Source organism: Micrococcus sp. UYEF5 (assembly GCF_040546065.1).
In the GTDB taxonomy this organism is placed as follows: Bacteria; Actinomycetota; Actinomycetes; order Actinomycetales; family Micrococcaceae; genus Micrococcus; species Micrococcus luteus.
In genome coordinates this window covers 251,994-274,225 of record NZ_JBEPNB010000003.1, presented here as the reverse complement: position 1 = coordinate 274,225, position 22,232 = coordinate 251,994, and the positions used below count along the sequence as shown (strand labels likewise).

Annotated in this window: 36 protein-coding genes; all 36 read right to left on the bottom strand. The window is 69.1% G+C overall.

Annotated elements, in window-relative coordinates; all coding sequences use genetic code 11:
• Window positions 1-63 precede the first annotated feature (63 nt).
• The 36 genes from ppk2 to tuf all read right to left on the bottom strand — a co-directional run bounded on the left by ppk2 (window position 64) and on the right by tuf (window position 22,157).
• Window positions 64-1,053 carry a polyphosphate kinase 2 gene (ppk2, locus tag ABIB16_RS04990; RefSeq protein ID WP_119217871.1) on the bottom strand — a complete coding sequence of 330 codons (990 nt, stop codon included), beginning with the start codon at window positions 1,051-1,053 and terminating at the stop codon, window positions 64-66.
• A 200-nt stretch (window positions 1,054-1,253) separates the two neighbouring features.
• Complete coding sequence (gene rpsI / locus ABIB16_RS04985; protein ID WP_036381561.1) at window positions 1,254-1,742, bottom strand: 30S ribosomal protein S9; 489 nt, start codon at window positions 1,740-1,742, stop codon at window positions 1,254-1,256.
• 41 nt (window positions 1,743-1,783) lie between these two features.
• Entirely contained in the window at window positions 1,784-2,227 is a 444-nt protein-coding gene (gene rplM, locus ABIB16_RS04980) for a 50S ribosomal protein L13 (RefSeq protein ID WP_002857519.1), read from the bottom strand.
• Window positions 2,228-2,504: 277 nt separating this feature from the next.
• Entirely contained in the window at window positions 2,505-3,398 is an 894-nt protein-coding gene (gene truA, locus ABIB16_RS04975) for a tRNA pseudouridine(38-40) synthase TruA (protein ID WP_354436082.1), read from the bottom strand.
• A gap of 117 nt (window positions 3,399-3,515) precedes the next feature.
• Window positions 3,516-4,244 carry a 50S ribosomal protein L17, sunset domain variant gene (rplQ, locus tag ABIB16_RS04970; protein WP_041103274.1) on the bottom strand — a complete coding sequence of 243 codons (729 nt, stop codon included), beginning with the start codon at window positions 4,242-4,244 and terminating at the stop codon, window positions 3,516-3,518.
• 75 nt (window positions 4,245-4,319) lie between these two features.
• Complete coding sequence (locus ABIB16_RS04965; protein WP_049146318.1) at window positions 4,320-5,318, bottom strand: DNA-directed RNA polymerase subunit alpha; 999 nt, start codon at window positions 5,316-5,318, stop codon at window positions 4,320-4,322.
• 131 nt (window positions 5,319-5,449) lie between these two features.
• Window positions 5,450-5,854: a 30S ribosomal protein S11 gene (rpsK, locus tag ABIB16_RS04960; protein ID WP_002857513.1), complete on the bottom strand. Its 405-nt coding sequence runs from the start codon at window positions 5,852-5,854 to the stop codon at window positions 5,450-5,452.
• A gap of 83 nt (window positions 5,855-5,937) precedes the next feature.
• On the bottom strand, window positions 5,938-6,306 hold the full coding sequence (rpsM, locus tag ABIB16_RS04955) for a 30S ribosomal protein S13 (protein ID WP_017487821.1): 369 nt from the start codon (window positions 6,304-6,306) through the stop codon (window positions 5,938-5,940).
• Window positions 6,307-6,580: 274 nt separating this feature from the next.
• The gene (rpmJ, locus tag ABIB16_RS04950) at window positions 6,581-6,694 is read right to left on the bottom strand and encodes a 50S ribosomal protein L36 (protein WP_002857509.1); all 114 of its coding nucleotides are present in this window, start codon (window positions 6,692-6,694) and stop codon (window positions 6,581-6,583) included.
• 35 nt (window positions 6,695-6,729) lie between these two features.
• On the bottom strand, window positions 6,730-6,951 hold the full coding sequence (infA, locus tag ABIB16_RS04945) for a translation initiation factor IF-1 (protein ID WP_010080397.1): 222 nt from the start codon (window positions 6,949-6,951) through the stop codon (window positions 6,730-6,732).
• A gap of 204 nt (window positions 6,952-7,155) precedes the next feature.
• Window positions 7,156-7,998, bottom strand: coding sequence for a type I methionyl aminopeptidase (gene map / locus ABIB16_RS04940; protein ID WP_354436081.1), 843 nt, complete (start codon window positions 7,996-7,998; stop codon window positions 7,156-7,158).
• A gap of 4 nt (window positions 7,999-8,002) precedes the next feature.
• Window positions 8,003-8,620, bottom strand: a complete 618-nt coding sequence (locus ABIB16_RS04935) for an adenylate kinase (RefSeq protein WP_354436080.1) — start codon at window positions 8,618-8,620, stop codon at window positions 8,003-8,005.
• A 51-nt stretch (window positions 8,621-8,671) separates the two neighbouring features.
• On the bottom strand, window positions 8,672-9,979 hold the full coding sequence (secY, locus tag ABIB16_RS04930; protein WP_354436079.1) for a preprotein translocase subunit SecY: 1,308 nt from the start codon (window positions 9,977-9,979) through the stop codon (window positions 8,672-8,674).
• Window positions 9,980-10,144: 165 nt separating this feature from the next.
• On the bottom strand, window positions 10,145-10,597 hold the full coding sequence (rplO, locus tag ABIB16_RS04925) for a 50S ribosomal protein L15 (protein ID WP_036317776.1): 453 nt from the start codon (window positions 10,595-10,597) through the stop codon (window positions 10,145-10,147).
• Window positions 10,590-10,814, bottom strand: coding sequence for a 50S ribosomal protein L30 (gene rpmD / locus ABIB16_RS04920; RefSeq protein ID WP_002857502.1), 225 nt, complete (start codon window positions 10,812-10,814; stop codon window positions 10,590-10,592). The genes rplO and rpmD overlap by 8 nt, the downstream gene beginning before the upstream one ends.
• A gap of 3 nt (window positions 10,815-10,817) precedes the next feature.
• Window positions 10,818-11,567, bottom strand: a complete 750-nt coding sequence (gene rpsE, locus ABIB16_RS04915; protein ID WP_002857500.1) for a 30S ribosomal protein S5 — start codon at window positions 11,565-11,567, stop codon at window positions 10,818-10,820.
• Window positions 11,564-11,938, bottom strand: a complete 375-nt coding sequence (gene rplR, locus ABIB16_RS04910; RefSeq protein ID WP_354436078.1) for a 50S ribosomal protein L18 — start codon at window positions 11,936-11,938, stop codon at window positions 11,564-11,566. The genes rpsE and rplR overlap by 4 nt, the downstream gene beginning before the upstream one ends.
• Window positions 11,938-12,471 carry a 50S ribosomal protein L6 gene (gene rplF, locus ABIB16_RS04905; RefSeq protein WP_036317775.1) on the bottom strand — a complete coding sequence of 178 codons (534 nt, stop codon included), beginning with the start codon at window positions 12,469-12,471 and terminating at the stop codon, window positions 11,938-11,940. Before rplF ends, rplR begins: the two co-directional genes overlap by 1 nt.
• Before the next feature lie 30 nt (window positions 12,472-12,501).
• Entirely contained in the window at window positions 12,502-12,900 is a 399-nt protein-coding gene (gene rpsH / locus ABIB16_RS04900; RefSeq protein WP_002857494.1) for a 30S ribosomal protein S8, read from the bottom strand.
• A gap of 73 nt (window positions 12,901-12,973) precedes the next feature.
• Window positions 12,974-13,549, bottom strand: a complete 576-nt coding sequence (gene rplE, locus ABIB16_RS04895) for a 50S ribosomal protein L5 (protein ID WP_354436077.1) — start codon at window positions 13,547-13,549, stop codon at window positions 12,974-12,976.
• On the bottom strand, window positions 13,549-13,890 hold the full coding sequence (gene rplX / locus ABIB16_RS04890; RefSeq protein ID WP_354436076.1) for a 50S ribosomal protein L24: 342 nt from the start codon (window positions 13,888-13,890) through the stop codon (window positions 13,549-13,551). Before rplX ends, rplE begins: the two co-directional genes overlap by 1 nt.
• Window positions 13,891-13,894: 4 nt before the next feature.
• On the bottom strand, window positions 13,895-14,263 hold the full coding sequence (gene rplN / locus ABIB16_RS04885; protein WP_002857487.1) for a 50S ribosomal protein L14: 369 nt from the start codon (window positions 14,261-14,263) through the stop codon (window positions 13,895-13,897).
• Window positions 14,264-14,605: 342 nt separating this feature from the next.
• Complete coding sequence (rpsQ, locus tag ABIB16_RS04880; protein WP_036317768.1) at window positions 14,606-14,887, bottom strand: 30S ribosomal protein S17; 282 nt, start codon at window positions 14,885-14,887, stop codon at window positions 14,606-14,608.
• Window positions 14,884-15,153: a 50S ribosomal protein L29 gene (gene rpmC / locus ABIB16_RS04875; protein WP_036317766.1), complete on the bottom strand. Its 270-nt coding sequence runs from the start codon at window positions 15,151-15,153 to the stop codon at window positions 14,884-14,886. Before rpmC ends, rpsQ begins: the two co-directional genes overlap by 4 nt.
• Before the next feature lie 4 nt (window positions 15,154-15,157).
• Complete coding sequence (gene rplP / locus ABIB16_RS04870) at window positions 15,158-15,574, bottom strand: 50S ribosomal protein L16 (protein WP_036317764.1); 417 nt, start codon at window positions 15,572-15,574, stop codon at window positions 15,158-15,160.
• Entirely contained in the window at window positions 15,574-16,392 is an 819-nt protein-coding gene (gene rpsC, locus ABIB16_RS04865; RefSeq protein WP_002857479.1) for a 30S ribosomal protein S3, read from the bottom strand. Before rpsC ends, rplP begins: the two co-directional genes overlap by 1 nt.
• A 2-nt stretch (window positions 16,393-16,394) precedes the next feature.
• On the bottom strand, window positions 16,395-16,760 hold the full coding sequence (gene rplV, locus ABIB16_RS04860) for a 50S ribosomal protein L22 (RefSeq protein WP_017487837.1): 366 nt from the start codon (window positions 16,758-16,760) through the stop codon (window positions 16,395-16,397).
• 51 nt (window positions 16,761-16,811) lie between these two features.
• Window positions 16,812-17,093 (bottom strand): 30S ribosomal protein S19, encoded by a 282-nt coding sequence (gene rpsS, locus ABIB16_RS04855; RefSeq protein WP_002857475.1) that lies wholly within the window; start codon window positions 17,091-17,093, stop codon window positions 16,812-16,814.
• A 15-nt stretch (window positions 17,094-17,108) separates the two neighbouring features.
• The gene (gene rplB / locus ABIB16_RS04850; RefSeq protein ID WP_010080386.1) at window positions 17,109-17,948 is read right to left on the bottom strand and encodes a 50S ribosomal protein L2; all 840 of its coding nucleotides are present in this window, start codon (window positions 17,946-17,948) and stop codon (window positions 17,109-17,111) included.
• A 37-nt stretch (window positions 17,949-17,985) separates the two neighbouring features.
• Window positions 17,986-18,291 carry a 50S ribosomal protein L23 gene (gene rplW, locus ABIB16_RS04845; RefSeq protein WP_002857471.1) on the bottom strand — a complete coding sequence of 102 codons (306 nt, stop codon included), beginning with the start codon at window positions 18,289-18,291 and terminating at the stop codon, window positions 17,986-17,988.
• The gene (gene rplD / locus ABIB16_RS04840) at window positions 18,288-18,923 is read right to left on the bottom strand and encodes a 50S ribosomal protein L4 (RefSeq protein WP_041103272.1); all 636 of its coding nucleotides are present in this window, start codon (window positions 18,921-18,923) and stop codon (window positions 18,288-18,290) included. Before rplD ends, rplW begins: the two co-directional genes overlap by 4 nt.
• Window positions 18,924-18,927: 4 nt before the next feature.
• Window positions 18,928-19,578 (bottom strand): 50S ribosomal protein L3, encoded by a 651-nt coding sequence (rplC, locus tag ABIB16_RS04835; RefSeq protein WP_010080384.1) that lies wholly within the window; start codon window positions 19,576-19,578, stop codon window positions 18,928-18,930.
• 20 nt (window positions 19,579-19,598) lie between these two features.
• Window positions 19,599-19,907, bottom strand: coding sequence for a 30S ribosomal protein S10 (gene rpsJ, locus ABIB16_RS04830; protein WP_002857463.1), 309 nt, complete (start codon window positions 19,905-19,907; stop codon window positions 19,599-19,601).
• Between the two features lie 326 nt (window positions 19,908-20,233).
• Window positions 20,234-20,701: a DUF3817 domain-containing protein gene (locus ABIB16_RS04825; protein WP_354436075.1), complete on the bottom strand. Its 468-nt coding sequence runs from the start codon at window positions 20,699-20,701 to the stop codon at window positions 20,234-20,236.
• Window positions 20,698-20,838 carry a hypothetical protein gene (locus ABIB16_RS04820; RefSeq protein WP_354436074.1) on the bottom strand — a complete coding sequence of 47 codons (141 nt, stop codon included), beginning with the start codon at window positions 20,836-20,838 and terminating at the stop codon, window positions 20,698-20,700. Before ABIB16_RS04820 ends, ABIB16_RS04825 begins: the two co-directional genes overlap by 4 nt.
• A 128-nt stretch (window positions 20,839-20,966) precedes the next feature.
• The gene (gene tuf, locus ABIB16_RS04815; RefSeq protein ID WP_041103559.1) at window positions 20,967-22,157 is read right to left on the bottom strand and encodes an elongation factor Tu; all 1,191 of its coding nucleotides are present in this window, start codon (window positions 22,155-22,157) and stop codon (window positions 20,967-20,969) included.
• Between the last annotated feature and the right edge of the window lie 75 nt (window positions 22,158-22,232).

Here is a 22,232-nt window from a genome sequence, read left to right as displayed (position 1 = left end):
GCCCCGCTGCACACGACGGCGCCCCTCACCGGACGGTGAGGGGCGCCGTCGTGTGCGGCCCGGTCAGCGCACGCGCGGGAACGAGCCGCCGGAGACCTCGCCGTACTCGGCCAGCTCGTTGGCCGGGCCGCAGATCTGCGGGTCGGGGCGGTGGACGATGCGCTCGTCCTTGTCCGGGTAGGGCAGCGTGTGCAGCACGTGGCGGATGGCCTCGAGGCGGGCGCGCTTCTTGTCGTTCGACTTCACGACGGTCCACGGGGCGTCGGCCGTGTGCGTGTAGAAGAACATGGCCTCCTTCGCGTTCGTGTAGTCGTCCCACTTGTCCAGGGAGGCCAGGTCGGTGGGCGAGAGCTTCCAGCGACGCACCGGGTCGGTCTCCCGCGCCGCGAAGCGGTTGAGCTGCTCACGCTGGGACACGGAGAACCAGAACTTGATGATGTGCACGCCGGAGTTGACGAGCATGCGCTCCAGCTCAGGGGTCTCGCGCATGAACTCGAGGTACTGCTGCGCCGTGCAGTAGCCCATGACGCGCTCGACGCCGGCCCGGTTGTACCAGGAGCGGTCGAACATCACGATCTCACCGCCGGAGGGCAGGTGCTGGATGTATCGCTGGAAGTACCACTGCGAGGCCTCCTCCTCCGTGGGCTTCTCCAGGGCCACGGTCCGGGCACCGCGGGGGTTGAGGTGCTCGTTGAAGCGCTTGATGGCGCCGCCCTTGCCGGCGGCGTCGCGACCCTCGAAGATGATCAGGACCTTCTGTCCTGTCTCCTTGACCCAGAGCTGCATCTTCAGCAGCTCGATCTGCAGCTCACGCTTGCGTCGCTCGTAGCTCTTGCGGCTGAGCTTGGTCTTGTACGGGTAGCCCTCACGCCAGGCCTGCGGGTCCGGGGTGGGGGTCTTCTTCTCCCCGCCGAGCTTGCGGCCGAGCTCCCGGATCTCGTCCACCTCGGCGGCGTAGTCACGGGTCACGGCGAAGGGGGCCTGCGCGGTGTGCTCCGTGCCGTGCTCGCCACGGGTGCGGGGGTCGGGCGTAGGACTCGTGTTCTCGGCCACGGCGGCTCCTGAGGGTGTCTTCGACCGGACCGCGCACCGGACGGGCGAGCGGCCCGTCATGGCGTCGTCGCCATGCGTCTTCATATTACCTCTGGCTCAGGTGCCGCCGGCCCACGGAGACGGCGGACGCCCCGCCCCGCTCGTCAGGAGCGGGACGGGGCGTCGGCGGGGGCACGGTGGGGACACCGTGCGGCGCAGGATCAGCGCTTCGAGAACTGCGAGGCCTTGCGGGCCTTCTTGAGGCCGGCCTTCTTGCGCTCGATGACGCGCGCGTCGCGGGTCAGGAAGCCGGCCTTCTTGAGCGCCGGGCGGTTGTGCTCGCGGTCGATCTCGTTGAGGGCGCGGGAGATGCCCAGGCGCAGCGCACCGGCCTGGCCGGAGGGGCCGCCGCCGTGGATGCGGGCGATCACGTCGTAGGCGCCGGTCAGCTCCAGCAGCGTGAAGGGGTCGGAGACCTCCTGCTGGTGCAGCTTGTTCGGGAAGTAGTTCTCCAGGGCACGGCCGTTGATGGTCCACTGGCCGGAGCCGGGGACGAGGCGCACGCGGGCCACGGCCTCCTTGCGGCGGCCGACGGCGGAGCCGGGCACGGTCAGGGCCGGGCGCTCGGAGGCGGCGGGGGCCTCGGCGGTGGCGGTGGACTCAGAGGTGTAGCTCGTCAGCTCCACGTCGTCGTTCTCGTTGATGCTCATGGTTCTCCTCAGGGAAGGTCTGCGTCAGTGGCCCGCCGGGGTCACTGGGCGACCTGGCCGATCTCGAAGGTCTGGGGCTGCTGGGCGGTGTGCGGGTGCTCGGCGCCCTTGTACACCTTCAGCTTGGAGAGCTGCTGGGCGGCCAGCGAGTTCTTCGGGAGCATGCCCTTGACGGCCTTCTCCACGGCGCGGACCGGGTTGGTCTCGAGCAGCTCGGCGTAGGACTGCGACTTCAGGCCGCCCGGGTAGCCCGAGTGGCGGTAGGCGCGCTTCTTCTCGAGCTTGGCGCCGGTGAGGGCGACCTTCTCGGCGTTCACGATGATGACGTAGTCGCCCATGTCCATGTGGGGGGCGAACGTCGGCTTGTGCTTGCCGCGCAGGAGGGTGGCGGTGTGGGAGGCCAGGCGGCCGAGGACGACGTCGGTGGCATCGATGATGTGCCACTGACGGTCGGCGTCGCCAGGCTTGGGAGAGTACGTACGCACGTTGTCTGCCTTCAGGGTCGGTGGTGGTCCACAGCACCTGCCCGCCGGGTCGTGATTCCGGCGCGCTCGCGCTGTCAGTTCTCCGTGCGCGCCGGTCCCCCAGGTGAGGGCTGGAAGGCGTCCGGGCCCGATGCCCCGGGGGTGCGGCGCGAGCTGAAGGCCATGCAACTGAGCCACTCGCGGCACGACGCATCCGGGTGCGGGCATGCGCAACGTCCACCCATCCTACCGAACGCGGGCCCCGGAGCCAAAAGCCGCCACCGCGGGCCGCCCCGGCTCACAGGGTCCGCTTCGCCCGGGTGCCCTCGGCGCGCCGGTGCAGCTCCTCCGCCTCGTCGGGATAGCCGACGGCGAGCAGCGTCAGCCCCCCGGGCGGGGCGAGGCGCACCTCGGAGTCGCGGGCAGGCCTCGCCACCCGGTGAGCGAGCCAGCCGGGCTCGCGTGCCCCCTCCCCCACCTGGAGCAGCGCCCCGACGATCGCCCGGACCATGTTGTGGCAGAACGCGTCGGCCCGGATCCGGATGCGCACGACGCCGTCCTCATCGCGTCGCACCTCCAGGTGCTTCACCTCGCGGATGGTCGTGGCGCCCTCGCGGGGCCGGCAGAAGGACAGGAAGTCGTGCAGTCCGAGGACGGCGTCGGCCTCCAGGGCCATGAGGCGATCATCCAGGGCAGCGCCGTGGCAGTGGGTGAAGCCCCGCGTGCGCGGATCACGCGCGGCGGGAGCGTCGTCGATCCGATACTCGTACTCGCGCCACAGCGCGCTGAACCGGGCGTCGAAGCCCGCGGGAGCCCGCCGCGCCCCGTGCACGACGACGGCCCCGCCCCACCCGGAGAGCACCCCGCCGAGGCGTCGGGTGAGGGAGGTGGCCGGCTCCAGGCCGGGCCGGCCGCGGGTCAGGCCCGCCCACTCCGTCTCGGTCAGGTCGAGGTGGACGACCTGGCCGCGCGCGTGCACCCCCGCGTCGGTGCGGCCGGCGACCACCGTGCGCACAGGCCGGCGCAGGATCCGCTCGAGCCCCTCCTCCAGAGCGCCCTGGATCGAGTCGAGACCGGGCTGGCGGGCCCAGCCGTGGAAGGCGCCGCCGTCGTAGGCCAGGTCCAGGCGGACGCGCACGGACGCGGGATCCCCGGGCGCCGGCGGGGCGTCCGGGCGGTGCTGCTCGCGCATGCTGCTCCTCAAGCGGGTCGGGGCGGGGCCGGGGACGGCGAAGGGCCGCCCACCGAGTGGTGGACGGCCCTCGCCGATGCGTCGTCACGGGGACGGACGCGGACTCACGCGATGGCGTCAGGCCATCTTCTGGGCGGCCTCGCCACCGGCGGGCTCGAAGCCCGCGGCCTTGGCCTCCTCGACGGTGGAGAACCAGACCTCGGCGGTGGTCTGGTCGTACCAGCGCGAGCCGGGGACGTGGTACTTCTTCGAGCTGGCGTTGCCCTTGATGGTGGCCTCGGCCGGAGCCGAGCCGTCCTCGTTGGTGGGCACGGCGCCGTCGATCTCGGCGGCGGCCTCCTGCGACTCGGCCACGGTGACCTCCTCGGTGGCGGCCGGGTCGACGGCCTCCACTGGGGTGGACTCGGCCGGCGCGGCCGGCGCGGACGCGGCGGCCTGCTCGGCCTCACGCACCACGGCCTGCTTGCCGGAGATCGGGTCCATGATCAGCTCGATCACGGCCATGGGCGCGTTGTCGCCCTGGCGGTTGCCGATCTTCGTGATGCGGGTGTAGCCGCCGTTGCGCTCGGCCATCGCCGGGCCGATCACGGTGAACAGCTCGTGCACGACCGCCTTGTTGGTGCGGTTCTTGGCGGCGATGAGACCCTGCACCTTGCGGCGGGCCGGCAGATCGCCCTTCTTGGCGAAGGTGATCAGGCGCTCGGCGTACGGGCGCAGGCGCTTGGCGCGGGTGAGCGTCGTGGTGATCGACTTGTGCTCGAACAGCTGGGCGGACATGTTCGCCAGCATGATGCGCTCGTGGGCCGGGCTGCCGCCCAGACGCGGACCCTTGGTGGGGGTAGGCATGGTGTTTCTCCTCGGGTGGGACCCTTCAGCCGGCTGCGGCGTCGGGTCGAAGATGTCAGGTGGTGCGGAATCGGCTCAGAAGTCCGAGAACGGGTCGTCGTCCATCTGGCGCGCGTGCGCCTGCGGGTCGTAGCCGGCCGGCGAGTCCTTGAGGGACAGGCCCAGCTCCTGGAGCTTCTCCTTGACCTCGTCGATGGACTTCGCGCCGAAGTTGCGGATGTCCATCAGGTCGGCCTCGGAACGGCCCACGAGCTCACCCACGGTGTGGATGCCCTCGCGCTTGAGGCAGTTGTACGAGCGCACGGTGAGCTCGAGCTCCTCGATCGGCTGGGCCAGGTCGGCGGAGCCCTCGACGACCTCGGGCTCGTCGCCCAGGTCGATGCCCTCGGCCTCGACGTTGAGCGAGCGGGCCAGGCCGAACAGCTCGACCAGCGTGGAGCCGGCAGAGGCCACCGCGTCACGCGGCAGCATGTTCTCCTTGGTCTCCACGTCCAGGATCAGACGGTCGAAGTCGGTGCGCTGCTCCACACGGGTGGCCTCGACCTTGAAGGTCACCTTGAGGACCGGGGAGTAGATGGAGTCGACCGGGATGCGGCCGATCTCCGCGTCCGCGGACTTGTTCTGGGCGGCGGTCACGTAGCCGCGACCGCGCTCGATGGTCAGCTCCATGTCGAACTTGCCCTTCGCGTTCAGGGTCGCGATGTGCAGGTCCGGGTTGTGGATCTCGACGCCGGCCGGCGCGGTGATGTCCGCGGCGGTGACGACGCCGGCCCCCTGCTTGCGCAGGTAGGCCACCACGGGCTCGTCGTTCTCCGAGGAGACGGAGAGCTTCTTGATGTTGAGGATGATCTCGGTGACATCCTCCTTGACTCCGTTGACGGTGCTGAACTCGTGCAGCACGCCGTCCACGCGGATGCTGGTCACGGCAGCACCGGGGATCGACGAGAGCAGAGTGCGGCGCAGGGAGTTGCCGAGGGTGTAGCCGAAGCCGGGCTCCAGGGGCTCGATGACGAACCGGGAACGACGGTCGGAGACGACCTCTTCGGTCAGCGTGGGGCGCTGTGCAATGAGCACGGACATTTCCTTTCGGCGAGCGTCCGCCATATGACGCACGCGGTGGGTGGAAACGAGGACGGGGTGGGGGCAGGTCCGCAGACCTGTCCGCGTCCGCCCCGGGCGGGGCGGACGCGGACACAGCGCTCAGGTCAGACGCGGCGGCGCTTCGCCGGGCGAGCGCCGTTGTGGGCCATGGGGGTGACGTCCTGGATGGACCCCACCTCGAGGCCGGCGGCCTGCAGGGAGCGGATGGCGGTCTCGCGGCCCGAGCCCGGACCCTTCACGAAGACGTCCACCTTCTTCATGCCGTGCTCCTGCGCACGCTTGGCGGCCTGCTCGGCGGCCATCTGCGCGGCGTACGGGGTCGACTTGCGCGACCCCTTGAAGCCGACCTCGCCGGACGAGGCCCAGGAGATGACGGCACCCGTGGTGTCCGTGATGGACACGATGGTGTTGTTGAACGTGCTCTTGATGTGGGCCTGGCCCACGGTGATGTTCTTGTTGGCCTTGCGACGCGGCTTGCGGGCAGCCGATGCGCGAGTCTTGGGGGGCATGTGATTCTCCTCCGGGAAAGCTGCTGGTGCTGATGCTGCGGGCGGGGCGTCCGGACGTGGACGCGGTCACCGCCGGCGCAGGATCACTTCTTCTTGCCGGCGACCGTCTTCTTGGGGCCCTTGCGGGTACGGGCGTTGGTCTTCGTGCGCTGGCCGCGCACCGGCAGGCCGCGGCGGTGGCGCAGGCCCTCGTAGGAGCCGATCTCCACCTTGCGACGGATGTCGGCGGCCACCTCGCGGCGGAGGTCGCCCTCCACCTTGTAGCTGCCCTCGATGTGGTCGCGCAGCTGCACCAGCTGCTCGTCGGAGAGGTCCTTCACGCGGATGTTCGGGTCGATGCCCGTGGCGGCGAGGGTCTCCTCAGCGCGGGTCTTGCCCACACCGTAGATGTACGTGAGTGCGATGATCACGCGCTTCTCGCGCGGAATGTCAACGCCTGCAAGACGAGCCATGTGGCCGTCCTCCTGTTCTTCTGCAGCAGGGGTCTGCACCAGGGACGTCCCGTACGACGCGGCACTGGGCCTCGCGGACCCGTCGTCGCGGCGCCGGGGAAGATCCGGCGTGCTCCGCAACGGGCGTCCGCCGTCGTCGGTCCCCGGCCCCTGCGGCCGGAGGTGGGGGCCCTCCCCTCACGGGGTGGACCGCTGTCCCTGCTGTTCGGCCCGATGGCCGGTGGGTGGTGTGGTCAACGCGACGGCGTCGCTCCCCGGGCTCCCGGGGAGGCGATCAGCCCTGGCGCTGCTTGTGGCGCGGGTTCGAGCAGATCACCAGCACGCGGCCCTTACGGCGCACGACCTGGCACTTGTCACAAATCCGCTTCACGCTCGGCTGAACCTTCACGGCTCTTCCTCCTGCGCTCGCTTGGACGGGGGTTCTTACTTGTAGCGGTACACGATCCGACCCCGGTTGAGGTCGTACGGGCTAAGCTCCACCACGACGCGATCCTCGGGGAGGATGCGGATGTAGTGCTGACGCATCTTTCCGGAGATCGTGGCGAGCACGACGTGCTCGTTCTGCAGACGGACCCGGAACATCGCGTTCGGCAATGCCTCCGACACCGTGCCCTCGACCTCGATGACACCTTCCTTCTTAGCCATGTCCTCCACAATCGTCATGCCCCGGGCACGGCCACGGAGGGCCGGATGACGGGGCGGGAACGGGTCTGCTCGCGGGCGCACACGAGTGCGCGCACACGAACAACGTTCGATGATACCGCATTCTCGGCGTGCGGACCAGCACAGACGACGACGGCCGCCCGGTCCGCCGGACGGGCGGGACGGACGGCCGACAGCTCGGGACCCTCACTCCCCCGGCGGGACCGGGACCACGCCGAACCGGGCGAGCTCGGAGGCGCCGCCGTCGGGCGCGGTGAGCACCCACAGGCCGCCGTCGTGCCGGCAGACCGAGTGCTCCCACTGGCTGGCGCGGGCGCCGTCGAGGGTCACCACGGTCCAGTCGTCCGCGAGCACCTTCGTGTCGATGGAGCCACGCACCAGCATCGGCTCGATGGCGAGTGCCAGACCGGGGCGGATCTTGGGCCCCCGGTGGCCGGTGCGGTAGTTGAACACGTCCGGCGGCAGGTGCATGGCCGAGCCGATGCCGTGCCCCACGTACTCCTCGAGGATGCCGAGCTCCTCGCCCGGCTGCGCCGAGACGAAGTCGTCGATGGCGTCCCCGATGTCCCCGACGTGGGTGGCGGAGGCGAAGGCCGCGATGCCGACCCAGAGCGCCTCCCGCGTGATCGCCGAGAGGCGCTCGTCGGCCGGGTCCGCGGTGCCGGCCGCGGAGGAGCCCAGGATCACCGTGCGGGCCGAGTCGGCGTGCCAGCCGTCCACGATCGCGCCCCCGTCGACCTTCAGCACGTCGCCGGTCTGCAGGACCCGGTCTCCGGGGATGCCGTGCACGACCTCCTCGTTGACCGAGGTGCAGATCGAGGCCGGGAAGTCGTAGTAGCCCAGGAAGTTGGAGGTCGCACCGCGTTCGGCCAGCACACCCGCGAACACGGCGTCCAGCTCCGCGGTGGTGACGCCCGGCGCGGCCGCGGCCAGCGTGGCGTCCAGTGCCTCGGACAGGACCACCCCCGCGCGCTGCATGGCCAGCAGCTGGGGGGCGGTCTTGAGCTCGAGCGAGCGGCGGCCGATCACGGGGTCAGGACTCCGCACCCGGCTGGATCAGGGGCAGGGAGCCCGTGGCGGAGCGCACGGAGTACACGGCCTGCAGCAGGCGCTCGGTGACGTCGTCGATCTGCCCGGTGCCGTCCACGCGGGCGACGATGCCGCGCTCCACGTACTCCTGGATGACGGACTCGGTCTCGCGGTGGTACAGGTCCAGGCGGTGCTCGATGACCTCCTGGGTGTCGTCCGCGCGGCCCTCGATCTCGGCACGCTTGAGCAGGCGCTCCACGAGCTCCTCGTCGGGCACCTCCAGCTCGACGACGGCGGACAGCGACTGGCCGGCCTCGGCGAGCATGGCGTCCAGCGCCTCGACCTGGCCCTTCGTGCGCGGATAGCCGTCCAGCAGGAAGCCGTGCTCCGCGTCGGCCTGGGCGATGCGGTCCGCGACCATGCGGTTCGTGACCTCATCGGGGACGAAGTCGCCGTTGTCGATGTACTTCTTGGCCTCGACGCCGAGCGGCGTCATCGACTTCACGTTGTGGCGGAAGATGTCACCGGTGGAGATCGGGACGATCCCCAGCTTGTCGGCGATCCGGGCGGCCTGGGTGCCCTTGCCGGAACCGGGAGGGCCCATGAGCAGCATGCGGGTCATCGTGTGTTCCTCACTGTCGATACGGACGGCGTTGCGGGATCGGGTCGGGGCTCAGCGCAGCAGGCCCTCGTAGTGGCGCTGCTCCATCTGTGCGCTGACCTGCTTCACGGTCTGGAGGCCGACGCCCACCATGATGAGGATGGACGTGCCGCCGAGCGGGAAGTTCTGGCTGGTGCCGATCACCGCGAAGGCGATCAGCGGGATCATGGCCACGATACCGAGGTAGAGGGCACCCACGAACGTGATGCGGCTGATGACGTACTGCAGGTAACGCTCGGTGGGCCGGCCGGCGCGGACGCCGGGGATGAAGCCGCCGTAGCGCTTCATGTTGTCCGAGATCTCCACCGGGTTGAACGTGATGGACACGTAGAAGTACGTGAAGCCGATGATGAGCAGGAAGTACAGGGCCATGTACACCGGGTGGTCACCGGGGCCGAAGTACCGGCTCAGCCACGTGATCCACGGGGCCGGCGCACTGCCGTCCTGCGGCGTGTTGAACTGGATGAGGATGCCCGGGAGCATCAGCACGGAGGAGGCGAAGATGACCGGGATGACGTTGGCCATGTTCACCTTGACCGGGATGTAGGTGCTCGACCCGCCCACGGTCCGTGAGCCGATCTGCCGCTTGGCGTACTGGACCGGGATCCGGCGCTGCGACTCCTCCACGAAGACGATGGCCAGCATGGTGAGCAGGCCGATCCCCATGACGATCGCGAACACGCGCCAGCCCTGCGTCTGGACCACCTGGCCGAGGCCGGCCGGGAAGCCCGCCGCGATGGAGGTGAAGATCAGCAGGGACATGCCGTTGCCCACGCCGTTCTCGGTGATCCGCTCGCCGAACCACATGACGATGAGACAGCCGGTGGTCAGGGCGATGACCACGAGCAGCACCGTGAGGATGGAGCCGTCGCGCAGCAGCGGCAGGCTGCATCCGAGCAGCGCCCCGGTGCGGGCCAGCGAGGCCATCGTGGTCGCCTGCAGCAGGGCGAGGGCGAGGGTCAGGTAACGGGTGTACTGCGTCAGCGTCGCCTGGCCCTGCGGGCCCTCCTGGTGGAGCTGCTCGAAGCGCGGGATCACCACGCGCAGCAGCTGCACGATGATCGACGCCGTGATGTAGGGCATGATGCCGAGCGCGAAGACGGACACCTGCAGGAGCGCCCCGCCCGAGAACATGTTCACGAAGGAGTACAGGCCGCCCTGGGCGTTGCCCGCCGCGAGGCACTGCTGCACCGCCGGGTAGTCCACCCCGGGGGCCGGCACGAAGGCGCCCATCCGGTAGACGGCGATGAGCCCGAGCGTGAAGGCGATCTTCCGCAACAGGTCAGGCGTCCGGACGATCCGGGCGATGGCCTTGAGCACGAGTCCTCCTGCGGTGGTCCTGTGGGGCGCGCGCCGGCCGCGGGGCGGGGCACGAGACGGCGGCCACACCGGGGCGGCCGCTGTGCGAGTCTACACGGACGGACCGAGGGCCCTGGCCCGGAGCGGCTGCTCCGGGCCAGGGCCCTCGGTCGATGGGTCGGCGTGTCAGAGGGTCTCGGTGGACCCGCCGGCGGCCTGGATCTTCTCCACGGCGGACGAGGAGAAGGCGTTCGCCTTCACCTGCACGGCCGAGGTGATCTCCCCCGTGCCCAGCACCTTCACGGGCTGACCGCGACGGACGAGGCCCTTGGACACGAGCGCGTCCACGGTGACCTCACCGCCCTCGGGGAAGTGCGCGGAGAGCTTGTCCAGGTTCACGACCTGGTACTCCGTGCGGAACGGGTTCTTGAAGCCGCGGAGCTTCGGCAGACGCATCTGCAGGGGCAGCTGGCCGCCCTCGAAGCCCGCACGGACCTGGTAACGGGCCTTGGTGCCCTTGGTGCCGCGACCGGCGGTCTTGCCCTTCGACGCCTCACCGCGACCCACACGGGTCTTGGCGGTCTTGGCACCGGGGGCCGGACGCAGGTCGTGGACCTTGATGGCGTCGTTGTCAGCCATTGTTGACCTCCTCCACGGACACCAGGTGCGGCACGGTGTTGACCATGCCGACCGTCACCGCGTCGGCCTTGCGGGTGACCTGGTGGCCGATCCGCTTCAGGCCCAGCGAGCGCAGGGTGTCCCGATGGTTCTGCTTGGAGCCCGTGACGCCGCGGGTCTGGGTGATGACCAGGGTGGCGTCCGAGGGCTGGATGTTCTTGCGGGTGGGCTCAAACACGGCTCACGCACCTGCCTTCGCGCTCTTCTGGGCGCGATCGTTCTCCATGGTGCGCAGCATCGCATGGGGGGCGATCTCGTCCAGGGCCTTGCCGCGGCGGGCGGCGACGGCCTGGGGCTCTTCCAGCTTCTTGAGGGCGTCCACGGTGCCGCGCACGATGTTGATCGCGTTCACGGAGCCCATGGACTTGGACAGCACGTCGTGGATGCCGGCGCACTCGAGCACGGCGCGCACCGGACCGCCGGCGATCACGCCGGTACCCGGGGAGGCCGGGCGGAGCAGCACGACGCCGGCGGCGTCCTCACCCTGCACCAGGTGCGGGATGGTGGAGCCGACGCGGGGGACGCGGAAGAAGGACTTCTTGGCCTCCTCCACGGCCTTCTGGATCGCGGCGGGGACCTCCTTCGCCTTGCCGTAGCCGACGCCGACGGTGCCGTCGCCGTCACCCACCACCACGAGGGCGGTGAAGGAGAAGCGGCGGCCGCCCTTGACGACCTTGGAGACGCGGTTGATGCCCACGACGCGCTCGAGGAACTGGTCCTTCTCGTCGTCCTGGGCGCCACGACGGTTGCGGTCGTCGCGACGGCCGCCACGACGATCGCCGTCACGGCCACCGCGGCCGCCGTCGCGACCGCCGCGGCCACCGGTGGCGCGCTCGGTGGTCTGGCTCGCCGAGCCCGACCCGGTCTCGGAGACGGTGGTCTCGGTGCTCTCGGTCACCTGAGTGTCCTTCTGGTTGATGTTCTCGGTCACAGCTGCAGCCCACCCTCTCGCGCACCGTCGGCCACGGCCGCGACGCGCCCGTGGTACTTGTTGCCGCCGCGGTCGAAGACCACGGCATCGATGCCGGCCGCCTTGGCACGCTCGGCGACGAGCTCGCCCACGCGCTTGGCCTTGGCCGTCTTGTCGCCCTCGAGCGCACGCACGTCGGCCTCCATGGTGGAGGCGTACGCGAGCGTGCGGCTCTGCGTGTCGTCCACGACCTGCACGAACATGTGCCGTGCAGAGCGGTTGACGACGAGGCGGGGACGGACGGTGGTGCCGGAGATCCGCTTGCGCACCCGGAGGTGGCGGCGGGTGCGGGCGGTGAACTTGCCCTTGCCCTTCACCTTCAGAGTAGACATCACTTACCTGCCTTTCCGGCCTTGCGGCGGATCTGCTCGCCCGCGTAGCGCACGCCCTTGCCCTTGTACGGGTCGGGGCGGCGCAGCTTGCGGATGTTGGCGGCGGTCTCGCCGACCTGCTGCTTGTCGATACCGGCGACGGTGACCTTGTTGCCCTCCACCGTGAAGGTGATGCCCTGGGGCGCCTTCACCGGGACGGGGTGGGAGTAGCCCAGGGCGAACTCGAGGTCCTGGCCCTTGGCCTGCACGCGGTAGCCGGTGCCGACGACCTCGAGCTGCTTGGAGAAGCCGTTGGTCACGCCCTCGACCATGTTGCTGATGAGGGTGCGGGTCAGACCGTGCAGGGAGCGGGACTCACGCTCGTCGTCGGGGCGGGCCACGGTGACCTGCCCCTCCTCGAGGGTGACCGTGATGGGCGTGGGCAGCGAGTGCTCGAGCTGGCCCTTGGGGCCCTTCACGGAGACGCGGTCGCCGTCGATGGTCACATCGACGCCGGCGGGGATGGTGATCGGGAGACGTCCGATTCGAGACATGTCAGTTCAGCCTTTCTTCCGTCTTGCCCGTCACCAGACGTAGGCGAGGACTTCTCCGCCCACGCCCTTCTTGGCGGCCTGCTGGTTCGTGAGGAGACCAGAGGAGGTGGACAGGATGGCGATGCCGAGGCCGCCCAGCACGTGGGGCAGGTTCGTGGACTTCGCGTACACGCGCAGGCCCGGCTTGGAGATGCGGCGCAGGCCGGCGATCGCACGCTCACGCTGCGGGCCGAACTTCAGGTCGATGGTCAGCTTCTTGCCGACCTCGGCCTCCTCCTCGCGCCAGTCCTGGATGTAGCCCTCGGCCTTGAGGATCTCGGCGACGCGAGTCTTCAGCTTCGAGGACGGCATGGACACGGTGTCGTGGTAGGCCGAGTTTGCGTTGCGCAGACGGGTCAGCATGTCTGCGACGGGATCGGTCATGGTCATGTGGGCTTCACGCCCTTTCTCGCCGTGGTTTCCGCCACCGGTTCACCGGTGGAGGACCTGTGACGTGGAGGTCTTACTGGTCGGTCTTGAACGGGAAGCCCAGCGCCTTCAGCAGCGCGCGGCCCTCGTCGTCGTTCTTGGCGGTCGTCACCACGGTGATGTCCATGCCGCGCACGCGGTCGATCTTGTCCTGATCGATCTCGTGGAACACGGTCTGCTCGGACAGGCCGAAGGTGTAGTTGCCGTTGCCGTCGAACTGGCGGTCGGACAGGCCGCGGAAGTCACGGATGCGCGGCAGCGCGAGCGTGACCAGGCGGTCCAGGAACTCCCACATGCGGTCGCCACGGAGCGTGGCGTGCGTGCCGATGGGCATGCCCTCACGCAGCTTGAACTGCGCGATGGACTTGCGGGCCTTGGTGATCATCGGCTTCTGGCCGGTGATGGCGGTGAGGTCGGCGACCGCGCCGTCGATGATCTTGGAGTCCTTGGCGGCCTCGCCGACGCCCATGTTGACGACGACCTTCACGAGACCCGGCACCTGCATGACGTTCCCGTACTGGAACTGCTCCTGCAGGGCGCCGCGGATCTCGTCGCGGTACTTGGTCTTCAGACGCGGGATGACCTTCTCGGTCTGCTGCACCTCGGTCATCACAGCTCCTTCCCCGAGGCCTTGGCGAAGCGGACCTTCACGGTCTTGCTCACGCCGTCCTTCTCGACGGTCTCGAAGCGGTAGCCCACACGGGTCGGCTTCTTGGTCTTCGGGTCCACCACGGCCACGTTCGAGATGTGGATCGGGGCCTCGACGACCTGCAGGCCGCCCTCGGTGGAACCGTTGTTGTCCTGGCCGGCGCGCAGGTGCTTGGTCACGCGGTTCACGCCCTCGACGAGCACGCGCTCATCCGCCGGGAACACGCGCAGGACCTTGCCCTGCTTGCCCTTGTCCTTGCCACTGATGACCTGGACGAGGTCGTCCTTCTTGATCTTGGCCATGAGGTCAGATCACCTCCGGGGCGAGCGACACGATCTTCATGAACTTCTTGTCACGCAGCTCGCGACCCACGGGGCCGAAGATGCGCGTGCCACGGGGCTCGCCGTCGGTCTTCAGGATGACCGCCGCGTTCTCGTCGAACTTGATGTACGAGCCGTCGGGACGGCGGGACTGCTTGCGGGTGCGGACCACCACGGCCTTGACGACGTCGCCCTTCTTGACGTTGCCGCCGGGGATGGCGTCCTTCACGGTGGCGACGATGGTGTCGCCGATGCCTGCGTAGCGGCGTCCGGAACCGCCGAGAACACGGATGGTCAGGATTTCCTTCGCACCGGTGTTGTCGGCGACCTTGAGCCGCGACTCCTGCTGGATCACTTGTCTCTCCTAGCGTCGCGCCGGTTCTCCCCCACGATGGGCGAGCCTTGCGGAACGGTTGAACGGGCATCCCGGGACGCTTACCCCTCCCCCGAGGCGGGCCGCCCGCCGTCGTCCCCCGGCGACGCGTGTTCAGACAGCGTCGGGGAGGTCGAGAGCGGAGGGGCGCGCAGGGCAGGGCCGAGGCGGATCCGGGATCGGCGTGCGCGGCCCTCGGCACACAGGATGGATGGTCCTGCCAACGAGAGGGCGCACGAATATCAGAGTCTAACGCACAAGGCCGCCCCGTGCCAGTGCACGGGGCGGCCCTCTGCGTCGCCGGCCCTCAGGGGGCCGGGTCGATCACTTGGCGCGCTCGACGATCTCCACCAGGCGCCACCGCTTGGAGGCGGACAGCGGGCGGGTCTCGGCGAGGCGGACGCGGTCGCCCACGCCGGCGGTGTTGTCCTCGTCGTGCGCCTTCACGCGCTTCGAGGTCTTCAGCACCTTGCCGTAGAGCGAGTGCTTCTTGCGGTCCTCGACCTCGACGACGATGGTCTTGTCCATCTTGTCGGAGACGACGATGCCACGGAGGGCCTTGCGGTAGCCGCGCTCCTCGGAGACGGCCGGGGTCTGCTCGGTCACTTGGCAGCCTCCTCGTTCTTCTCGGCCTGCGCCTCGGCGGCGACATCGCCGCGGATGCCCAGCTCGCGCTCGCGCAGGATCGTGTAGATGCGCGCGATGTCACGCTTGACGGCCTTCAGCCGGCTGGCGTTGTCCAGCTGACCGGTGGCGGCCTGGAAGCGCAGGTTGAACAGCTCCTCCTTGGAGGACTTCAGGGCCTCCAGCAGGCGGGCGTTGTCCATCCCGTCCAGGGACTCGACGTTCAGATCCTTGGTGCCGATCGCCATGGGATCACTCACCACCCTCTCGACGGATGATACGGGCCTTCAGCGGCAGCTTGTGGATGGCCAGGCGGAGCGCCTCGCGGGCGACGTCCTCCGTGACACCCGACAGCTCGAAGAGCACGCGTCCGGGCTTGACGTTGGCGACCCACCACTCCGGCGAGCCCTTGCCGGAGCCCATGCGGGTCTCGGCGGGCTTCTTGGTGAGCGGACGGTCCGGGTAGATGTTGATCCAGACCTTGCCGCCACGCTTGATGTAGCGGGTCATGGCGATACGGGCGGCCTCGATCTGACGGTTGGTCACATAGGCCGGCGTGAGCGCCTGGATGCCCCACTCGCCGAACGTCACGGTGGTGCCGCCCTTGGCGGCGCCGGAACGCTTGGGGTGGTGCTGCTTGCGGTGCTTGACGCGACGGGGGATCAGCATCAGGCGTTGCCTCCTTCAGCGGGAGCGGCGGCCGGGGTCTCGGCGCCGGCGCCGGCGTTCTCCTGGCGGGGAGCACGCTCGGCGCGATCGTTGCGACGACGACGCTCACCGCCGCCGCGGCGCTCGCCGCCACGGCCACGGCCGGAGGGCTGCGCGGCCTCCTTGGCCGCGAGCTCCTTGGCGGTCAGGTCGCCCTTGTAGATCCAGACCTTCACGCCGATGCGGCCGAAGGTGGTCTTGGCCTCGAACTTGCCGAAGTCGATGTTCGCGCGGAGGGTGTGCAGCGGCACGCGACCCTCGCGGTAGAACTCCGAGCGGCTCATCTCGGCGCCGCCGAGGCGGCCGGAGCACTGGATGCGGATGCCCTGCGCGCCGGCGCGCATGGCGGACTGGATCGCCTTCTTCATCGCGCGGCGGAACGCCACGCGCGAGGCGAGCTGCTCGGCCACACCCTGCGCCACCAGCTGGGCATCGGTCTCGGGGTTCTTGACCTCGAGGATGTTCAGCTGGATCTGCTTGCCGGTGAGCTTCTCGAGCTCACCGCGGATGCGGTCGGCCTCGGCGCCGCGGCGGCCGATCACGATGCCCGGACGCGCGGTGTGGATGTCCACGCGCACGCGGTCACGGGTGCGCTCGATCTCCACCTTGGAGATGCCGGCGCGCTCCATGCCGGTGGTCATCAGCTCGCGGATCTTGACGTCCTCCTTGAGGAAGTCAGCGTAGCGCTGGCCCTCCTTGTGGGAGTCCGCGAACCAGTGCGAGACGTGGTCGGTGGTGATGCCGAGGCGGAACCCGTTGGGGTTGATCTTCTGGCCCATTGTCAGTTCCCACCCTTCTCGTCCTTGGACGCGACGACCACGGTCACGTGGCTCGTGCGCTTGTTGATGCGGTACGCGCGGCCCTGAGCACGGGGCTGGAACCGCTTCATGGTCGGGCCCTCGTCCACGAAGGCCTCGGTGATGTAGAGGGCGTCCTCGTCGAAGGCCTGGCCCTCGCGGTCCGCCTTGACGCGGGCGTTCGCCACCGCGGAGGCCACCAGCTTGTACACCGGCTCCGAAGCGCCCTGCTGGGCGAACTTCAGGATGGCCAGTGCTTCGGTGGCCTGCTTGCCACGGACCAGGTCGACGACGCGCCGGGCCTTCATCGGCGTCACGCGCAGGTGGCGCGCAATTGCCTTGGCTTCCATTGCTTCTCTCTTTCGATTCTCGAGAAGGTCAAGCGTGCTGTGCCCTCAGGCTCAGCGGCGCTTGCCCTTCTTGTCGTCCTTCACGTGGCCGCGGTAGGTCCGGGTCGGGGCGAACTCGCCCAGCTTGTGACCCACCATGGACTCGGTGACGAACACCGGGACGTGCTTGCGTCCGTCGTGGACCGCGATGGTGTGACCCAGCATGTCCGGGATGATCATCGACCGGCGGGACCAGGTCTTGATGACGTTCTTGCTGCCCTTCTCGTTCTCGGCCAGAACCTTCAGGTAGAGGTGCTGATCGACGAAGGGGCCCTTCTTCAGGCTGCGAGGCATGTCTTCCCTGCTCCCTTATCGCTTGTTCTTGCCGGTACGACGGCGACGCACGATGAGCTTGTCGCTTTCCTTGTTCGGACGACGCGTGCGGCCCTCGGGCTTGCCGTTCCGGTTGACGGGGTGACGACCGCCGGAGGTCTTGCCCTCGCCACCGCCGTGCGGGTGGTCGACCGGGTTCATGACGACGCCGCGGACGGTCGGGCGGACGCCCTTCCAGCGCATGCGGCCGGCCTTGCCCCAGTTGATGTTCGACTGCTCGGCGTTGCCGACCTCGCCGATCGTGGCGCGGCAGCGCACGTCGACGTTGCGGATCTCACCGGAGGGCAGGCGCAGCTGGGCGTACTTGCCCTCGCGGGCGACCAGCTGCACGGACGCGCCGGCGGAGCGGGCCATCTTGGCGCCGCCGCCGGGGCGCAGCTCCACCGCGTGGATGGTGGTGCCCACAGGGATGTTGCGCATCGGCAGGTTGTTGCCGGGCTTGATGTCGGCGTTCGGGCCGGCCTCGACCACGTCGCCCTGCTTCAGCTTGGCCGGGGCCAGGATGTAGCGCTTGGCGCCGTCCGCGTAGTGCAGCAGCGCGATGCGGGCGGTGCGGTTCGGGTCGTACTCGATGTGCGCGACGGTGGCGGGCACGCCGTCCTTGTCGTGGCGACGGAAGTCGACCAGGCGGTACTGGCGCTTGTGGCCGCCGCCCTTGTGACGGGTGGTGATGCGACCGGTGTTGTTGCGGCCGCCGGTCTTGTGCAGCGGACGGAGAAGGGACTTCTCCGGCGTGGACCGGGTGATCTCTGCGAAGTCGGCCACGGACGAGCCACGCAGGCCCGGGGTGGTCGGCTTGTACTTACGGATAGCCATGTGTCAGTTCCTCGATTAAGTGGTCTCCGCACGCCGATCAGGCGAGCGGACCTCCGAAGATGTCGATGGTCCCGTCCTTGAGCGTGACGATGGCACGCTTGGTGGACTTGCGCTGGCCCCACCCGAAGCGGGTGCGACGGCGCTTGCCGGAACGGTTCAGGGTGTTGACCGAGGCCACGTCGACGTTGAAGATGCGCTCCACCGCCTGCTTGATCTCGGACTTGTTGGAGCGCGGGTCGACCAGGAAGGTGTACTTGCCCTCGTCGATCAGACCGTAGCTCTTCTCCGACACGACGGGAGCGATGATCACGTCGCGGGGATCCTTGTTGATGGAGCCGCTCACTGGGCATCCTCCTTCTTGGCGCCGGAAGCCTGGGCCACGTACGCCTCGTAGGCCGCCTGGGTGAACACGACGTCGTCGGAGACGAGCACGTCGTAGGTGTTCAGCTGGTCGGCGTACAGGGTGTGGACCGCGGGCAGGTTGCGGGCGGACAGGGCGGCGACGTCGTCGGCCCGGTCGATCACCAGCAGCACGTTCTTGCGGCCGGTGTTCAGGGACGCGAGGCCCGCCTTGGCGGCCTTGGTGGACGGGGTGGTCCCGGACACGAGGGCCTCGATGACGTGGACGCGGCCGTTGCGGGCGCGGTCCGACAGGGCACCGCGCAGGGCGGCGGCCTTCATCTTCTTGGGGGTGCGCTGCGAGTAGTCACGCGGGGTCGGGCCGTGGACGACGCCACCACCGGTCATGTGCGGGGCGCGGATGGAGCCCTGACGGGCGCGGCCGGTGCCCTTCTGCTTGAACGGCTTGCGACCGGCACCGGACACCTCGCCGCGGCGCTTCGTCTTGTGCGTGCCCTGACGGGCGGCGGCGAGCTGGGCGACGACGACCTGGTGCATGAGCGGCACGTTGGACTGCACGTCGAAGAGCTCGGCGGGCAGATCGACCTGGACGGTCTTCACGGAGTTCTCAGCCATGGTCTCAGGCTCCCTTCACGGCGCTGCGGACGAGCACGACCTGGCCCTTGGAGCCGGGCACCGCGCCCTTGATCAGCAGGAGGTTGTTCTCCACGTCGATGCCGTGGAGGGTCAGGTTCATGGTGGTCTGGCGCACGGCGCCCATGCGACCGGGCATGCGCTGGCCCTTGAACACGCGGCCGGGGGTGGACGCGCCGCCCACGGAGCCGGGCTTGCGGTGGTTCTTGTGCGCACCGTGCGAGGCGCCCACACCGGCGAAGCCGTGGCGCTTCATGGCGCCGGCGAAGCCCTTGCCCTTGGTGGTGCCCACGACGTCGACCTTCTGGCCGGCCTCGAAGACCTCCACGGTCACGTCCTGGCCGAGCGAGTACTCGGCGGCGTCGGCGGTGCGCAGCTCGACGAGGTGGCGACGCGGGGTCACGCCGGCCTTCTCGAAGTGACCGGCCAGGGGCTTGGTCACGCGGCGGGGATCGATCTGGCCGTAGGCGATCTGCACGGCGGTGTAGCCGTCGGTCTCCTCGGAGCGCAGCTGGGTGACGACGTTCGGGTCTGCCTTGACCACGGTCACGGGGATGAGCTTGTTGTCCTCATCCCAGACCTGGGTCATGCCGAGCTTCGTGCCCAGCAGGCCCTTGATGTTCTGGGTGTTGGTCATAGTCTCTCAGCACCTCCCTCTCAGAGCTTGATCTCGATGTTGACGTCCGCGGGCAGGTCCAGTCGCATGAGCGAGTCGACGGCCTTCGGGGTCGGGTCGATGATGTCGATGAGCCGCTTGTGGGTGCGCATCTCGAAATGCTCGCGGCTGTCCTTGTACTTGTGGGGAGAACGGATAACGCAGTACACGTTCTTCTCCGTCGGCAGCGGCACGGGGCCGACCACCGTCGCGCCTGCGCGCGTGACCGTGTCAACGATCTTGCGGGCCGAGACGTCGATGACCTCGTGGTCGTACGACTTCAGCCGGATGCGGATCTTCTGTCCCGCCATGGCGTCACGCCTCTCTCGTCGGGTGTGCTGTTCCTGTCCCTGTGCGGCGGATCGGGTCCGCCTTCTTGTCCTCCACCCGCGCGGGGCGAATCCGGTCGGACCGGGTTCCTCGCCGCCGCCGGACTCCGGTCCACGCGTTCGGGCGTGTCGCATTCCTGGGAGGGCACACGCCTGCGGTGGGTCGGAGTGGTGACGTCACATCTGGGCCGAGCTGCCGCCGCGAGACACACGACGACAGCGCAATGGCGCTTGAGCAACCGAATCAGTATAGACAGAAGCGGGCCCGGTCCGCCAATCGGCGGGCCGGGCCCGGCGGTCCCCCGGGCTCAGCGACCCCACTCGGTGGGCGGGCCGGCGTTGAGCAGCAGGGTGAAGACCACGGCGACCACGGCGACCGCAACCAGCGCGCTGACCACCGGATGGCGCAGCACCACGACGAGAAGCCGTTCGAGGGGCCGCCGCTCCCCCGGCGCGCGGTCCACGACCTGCCACCGCGACGCCGGCTCGCCGCGCCGCCGCTGGGCCCGCTCGAACGGGACCGTCATGAACGGGACGATCGTCGAACCGAGGCCGAGGAGTCCGCGGGCCACGGGCCACCGCCCGTCGATCCACACGGCGACCGTCACCACGAGGTAGCAGAGGAACACGAAGCCGTGGACGCCGCCGGCGATCGGCACCACCCGCTCCGTGACTCCGCCGTACTTGAGGCCCATGGCGATCAGCAGACCGGCCCAGGTGAACATCTCGGCCATCGCCGTGACGGCGAAGAGGCGGCGCGGGCCGGGCAGGCTCATCGCTCCAGCTCCCCGCCGCGGTTCGCGCGCCGGATGCGCCGGGCACGGTCGATCTCGGAACGGAAGGTCCGCAGCGCCCAGCGCACGGCCACGACGGCCACGGCGAGCACCACGATGAGGATGAGCAGTTCAGGCATGCTCCCCAGCCTAGCCGCCGCCGCCGCGCCGTCGTCGGACACGGCGACGCCCCCGCCTCCGGGAGACCCGGAGACGGGGGCGTCGCGCGTCAGCGGCTCAACGGAGCCACGAGACGGGATGCGTCAGATCACTTGGTGATCTTGGTGACGCGGCCGGAGCCCACGGTGCGGCCACCCTCGCGGATGGCGAAGCCGAGGCCCTCCTCCATGGCGATCGGCTGGATGAGCTCGACCGACATCTCGGTGGTGTCGCCGGGCATGACCATCTCGGTGCCCTCGGGCAGCGTGATGACGCCGGTGACGTCGGTGGTGCGGAAGTAGAACTGCGGGCGGTAGTTCGAGTAGAACGGGTTGTGACGCCCACCCTCGTCCTTGGACAGGATGTAGACGTTCGCCTCGAAGTTGGTGTGCGGGGTGATGGAGCCCGGCTCCACCACGACCTGGCCGCGCTCCACGTCGTCGCGCTTCAGGCCGCGCAGCAGCAGACCGCAGTTCTCGCCGGCCCAGGCCTCGTCGAGCTGCTTGTGGAACATCTCGATGCCGGTGACGGTGGTCTTCTGCACGTCGCGGATGCCGACGATCTCGACCTCGGAGTTGATCTTCAGGGTGCCGCGCTCGGCGCGACCGGTCACCACGGTGCCACGACCGGTGATGGTGAAGACGTCCTCGATCGGCATCAGGAACGGCTTGTCCTTGTCGCGGACCGGGTCCGGGATGAACTCGTCCACGGCCTCCATGAGGTCCTCAACGGACTTGACCCACTGGGGGTCGCCCTCGAGGGCCTTCAGACCGGAGGTGCGGATGACCGGGGCCTCGTCGCCGTCGAAGTCCTGGGAGGACAGCAGCTCGCGGACCTCCATCTCAACGAGCTCGAGGAGCTCCTCGTCCTCGACCATGTCCGACTTGTTCAGGGCCACGAGCAGGGCCGGCACGCCGACCTGGCGGGCCAGGAGCACGTGCTCACGGGTCTGGGCCATCGGGCCGTCGGTGGCGGCGACCACGAGGATCGCACCGTCCATCTGAGCGGCGCCGGTGATCATGTTCTTGATGTAGTCGGCGTGACCGGGGGCATCCACGTGAGCATAGTGACGCTTGTCGGTCTGGTACTCCACGTGGGAGATGTTGATGGTGATGCCGCGCTGACGCTCCTCGGGGGCGGAGTCGATCGTCGCGAAGTCACGGGCCTCGTTCAGGTCCGGGTACTTGTCGTACAGGACCTTCGAGATGGCGGCGGTCAGCGTGGTCTTGCCGTGGTCAACGTGGCCGATGGTGCCGATGTTGACGTGCGGCTTCGTCCGCTCGAACTTTGCCTTTGCCACTAGTTCCTCCTAAGAACTGGTTCATCGTCAAGAAGACTGCTCAGCCGCCTGCGACGTGCTGACAACTTGACTGAG

Bases quoted from the DNA above. Each gene is read 5' to 3' on its own strand.
- ABIB16_RS04935 (WP_354436080.1), bottom strand. From the start codon at position 8,620: ATGACCCGCATGCTGCTCATGGGCCCTCCCGGTTCCGGCAAGGGCACC.
- rpsS (WP_002857475.1), bottom strand. From the start codon at position 17,093: ATGCCTCGCAGCCTGAAGAAGGGCCCCTTCGTCGATCAGCACCTCTAC.
- rpsJ (WP_002857463.1), bottom strand. From the start codon at position 19,907: ATGGCGGGACAGAAGATCCGCATCCGGCTGAAGTCGTACGACCACGAG.
- rpsK (WP_002857513.1), bottom strand. From the start codon at position 5,854: ATGCCCCCCAAGACTCGCGCATCGGCTGCCCGCAAGCCGCGTCGCAAG.
- rplB (WP_010080386.1), bottom strand. From the start codon at position 17,948: ATGGCTATCCGTAAGTACAAGCCGACCACCCCGGGCCTGCGTGGCTCG.
- infA (WP_010080397.1), bottom strand. From the start codon at position 6,951: ATGGCTAAGAAGGAAGGTGTCATCGAGGTCGAGGGCACGGTGTCGGAG.
- rplX (WP_354436076.1), bottom strand. From the start codon at position 13,890: ATGGCCAAGATCAAGAAGGACGACCTCGTCCAGGTCATCAGTGGCAAG.
- rplC (WP_010080384.1), bottom strand. From the start codon at position 19,578: ATGACCAACACCCAGAACATCAAGGGCCTGCTGGGCACGAAGCTCGGC.
- rplE (WP_354436077.1), bottom strand. From the start codon at position 13,549: ATGACCGAGGTGCAGCAGACCGAGAAGGTCATCCCGCGTCTGAAGACC.
- rplF (WP_036317775.1), bottom strand. From the start codon at position 12,471: ATGTCTCGAATCGGACGTCTCCCGATCACCATCCCCGCCGGCGTCGAT.
- rpsM (WP_017487821.1), bottom strand. From the start codon at position 6,306: ATGGCTCGTCTTGCAGGCGTTGACATTCCGCGCGAGAAGCGCGTGATC.
- rpsC (WP_002857479.1), bottom strand. From the start codon at position 16,392: ATGGGCCAGAAGATCAACCCCAACGGGTTCCGCCTCGGCATCACCACC.
- rplP (WP_036317764.1), bottom strand. From the start codon at position 15,574: ATGCTGATCCCCCGTCGCGTCAAGCACCGCAAGCAGCACCACCCCAAG.
- ABIB16_RS04825 (WP_354436075.1), bottom strand. From the start codon at position 20,701: ATGAGCCTGCCCGGCCCGCGCCGCCTCTTCGCCGTCACGGCGATGGCC.
- ABIB16_RS04820 (WP_354436074.1), bottom strand. From the start codon at position 20,838: ATGCCTGAACTGCTCATCCTCATCGTGGTGCTCGCCGTGGCCGTCGTG.
- rplQ (WP_041103274.1), bottom strand. From the start codon at position 4,244: ATGCCTACCCCCACCAAGGGTCCGCGTCTGGGCGGCAGCCCGGCCCAC.
- rplD (WP_041103272.1), bottom strand. From the start codon at position 18,923: ATGGCTGAGAACTCCGTGAAGACCGTCCAGGTCGATCTGCCCGCCGAG.
- rpsI (WP_036381561.1), bottom strand. From the start codon at position 1,742: ATGAGCATCAACGAGAACGACGACGTGGAGCTGACGAGCTACACCTCT.
- rpsH (WP_002857494.1), bottom strand. From the start codon at position 12,900: ATGACCATGACCGATCCCGTCGCAGACATGCTGACCCGTCTGCGCAAC.
- rplV (WP_017487837.1), bottom strand. From the start codon at position 16,760: ATGGAAGCCAAGGCAATTGCGCGCCACCTGCGCGTGACGCCGATGAAG.
- rplR (WP_354436078.1), bottom strand. From the start codon at position 11,938: ATGTCTACTCTGAAGGTGAAGGGCAAGGGCAAGTTCACCGCCCGCACC.
- truA (WP_354436082.1), bottom strand. From the start codon at position 3,398: ATGCGCGAGCAGCACCGCCCGGACGCCCCGCCGGCGCCCGGGGATCCC.
- rplO (WP_036317776.1), bottom strand. From the start codon at position 10,597: ATGGCTGACAACGACGCCATCAAGGTCCACGACCTGCGTCCGGCCCCC.
- rpmC (WP_036317766.1), bottom strand. From the start codon at position 15,153: ATGGCGATCGGCACCAAGGATCTGAACGTCGAGTCCCTGGACGGGATG.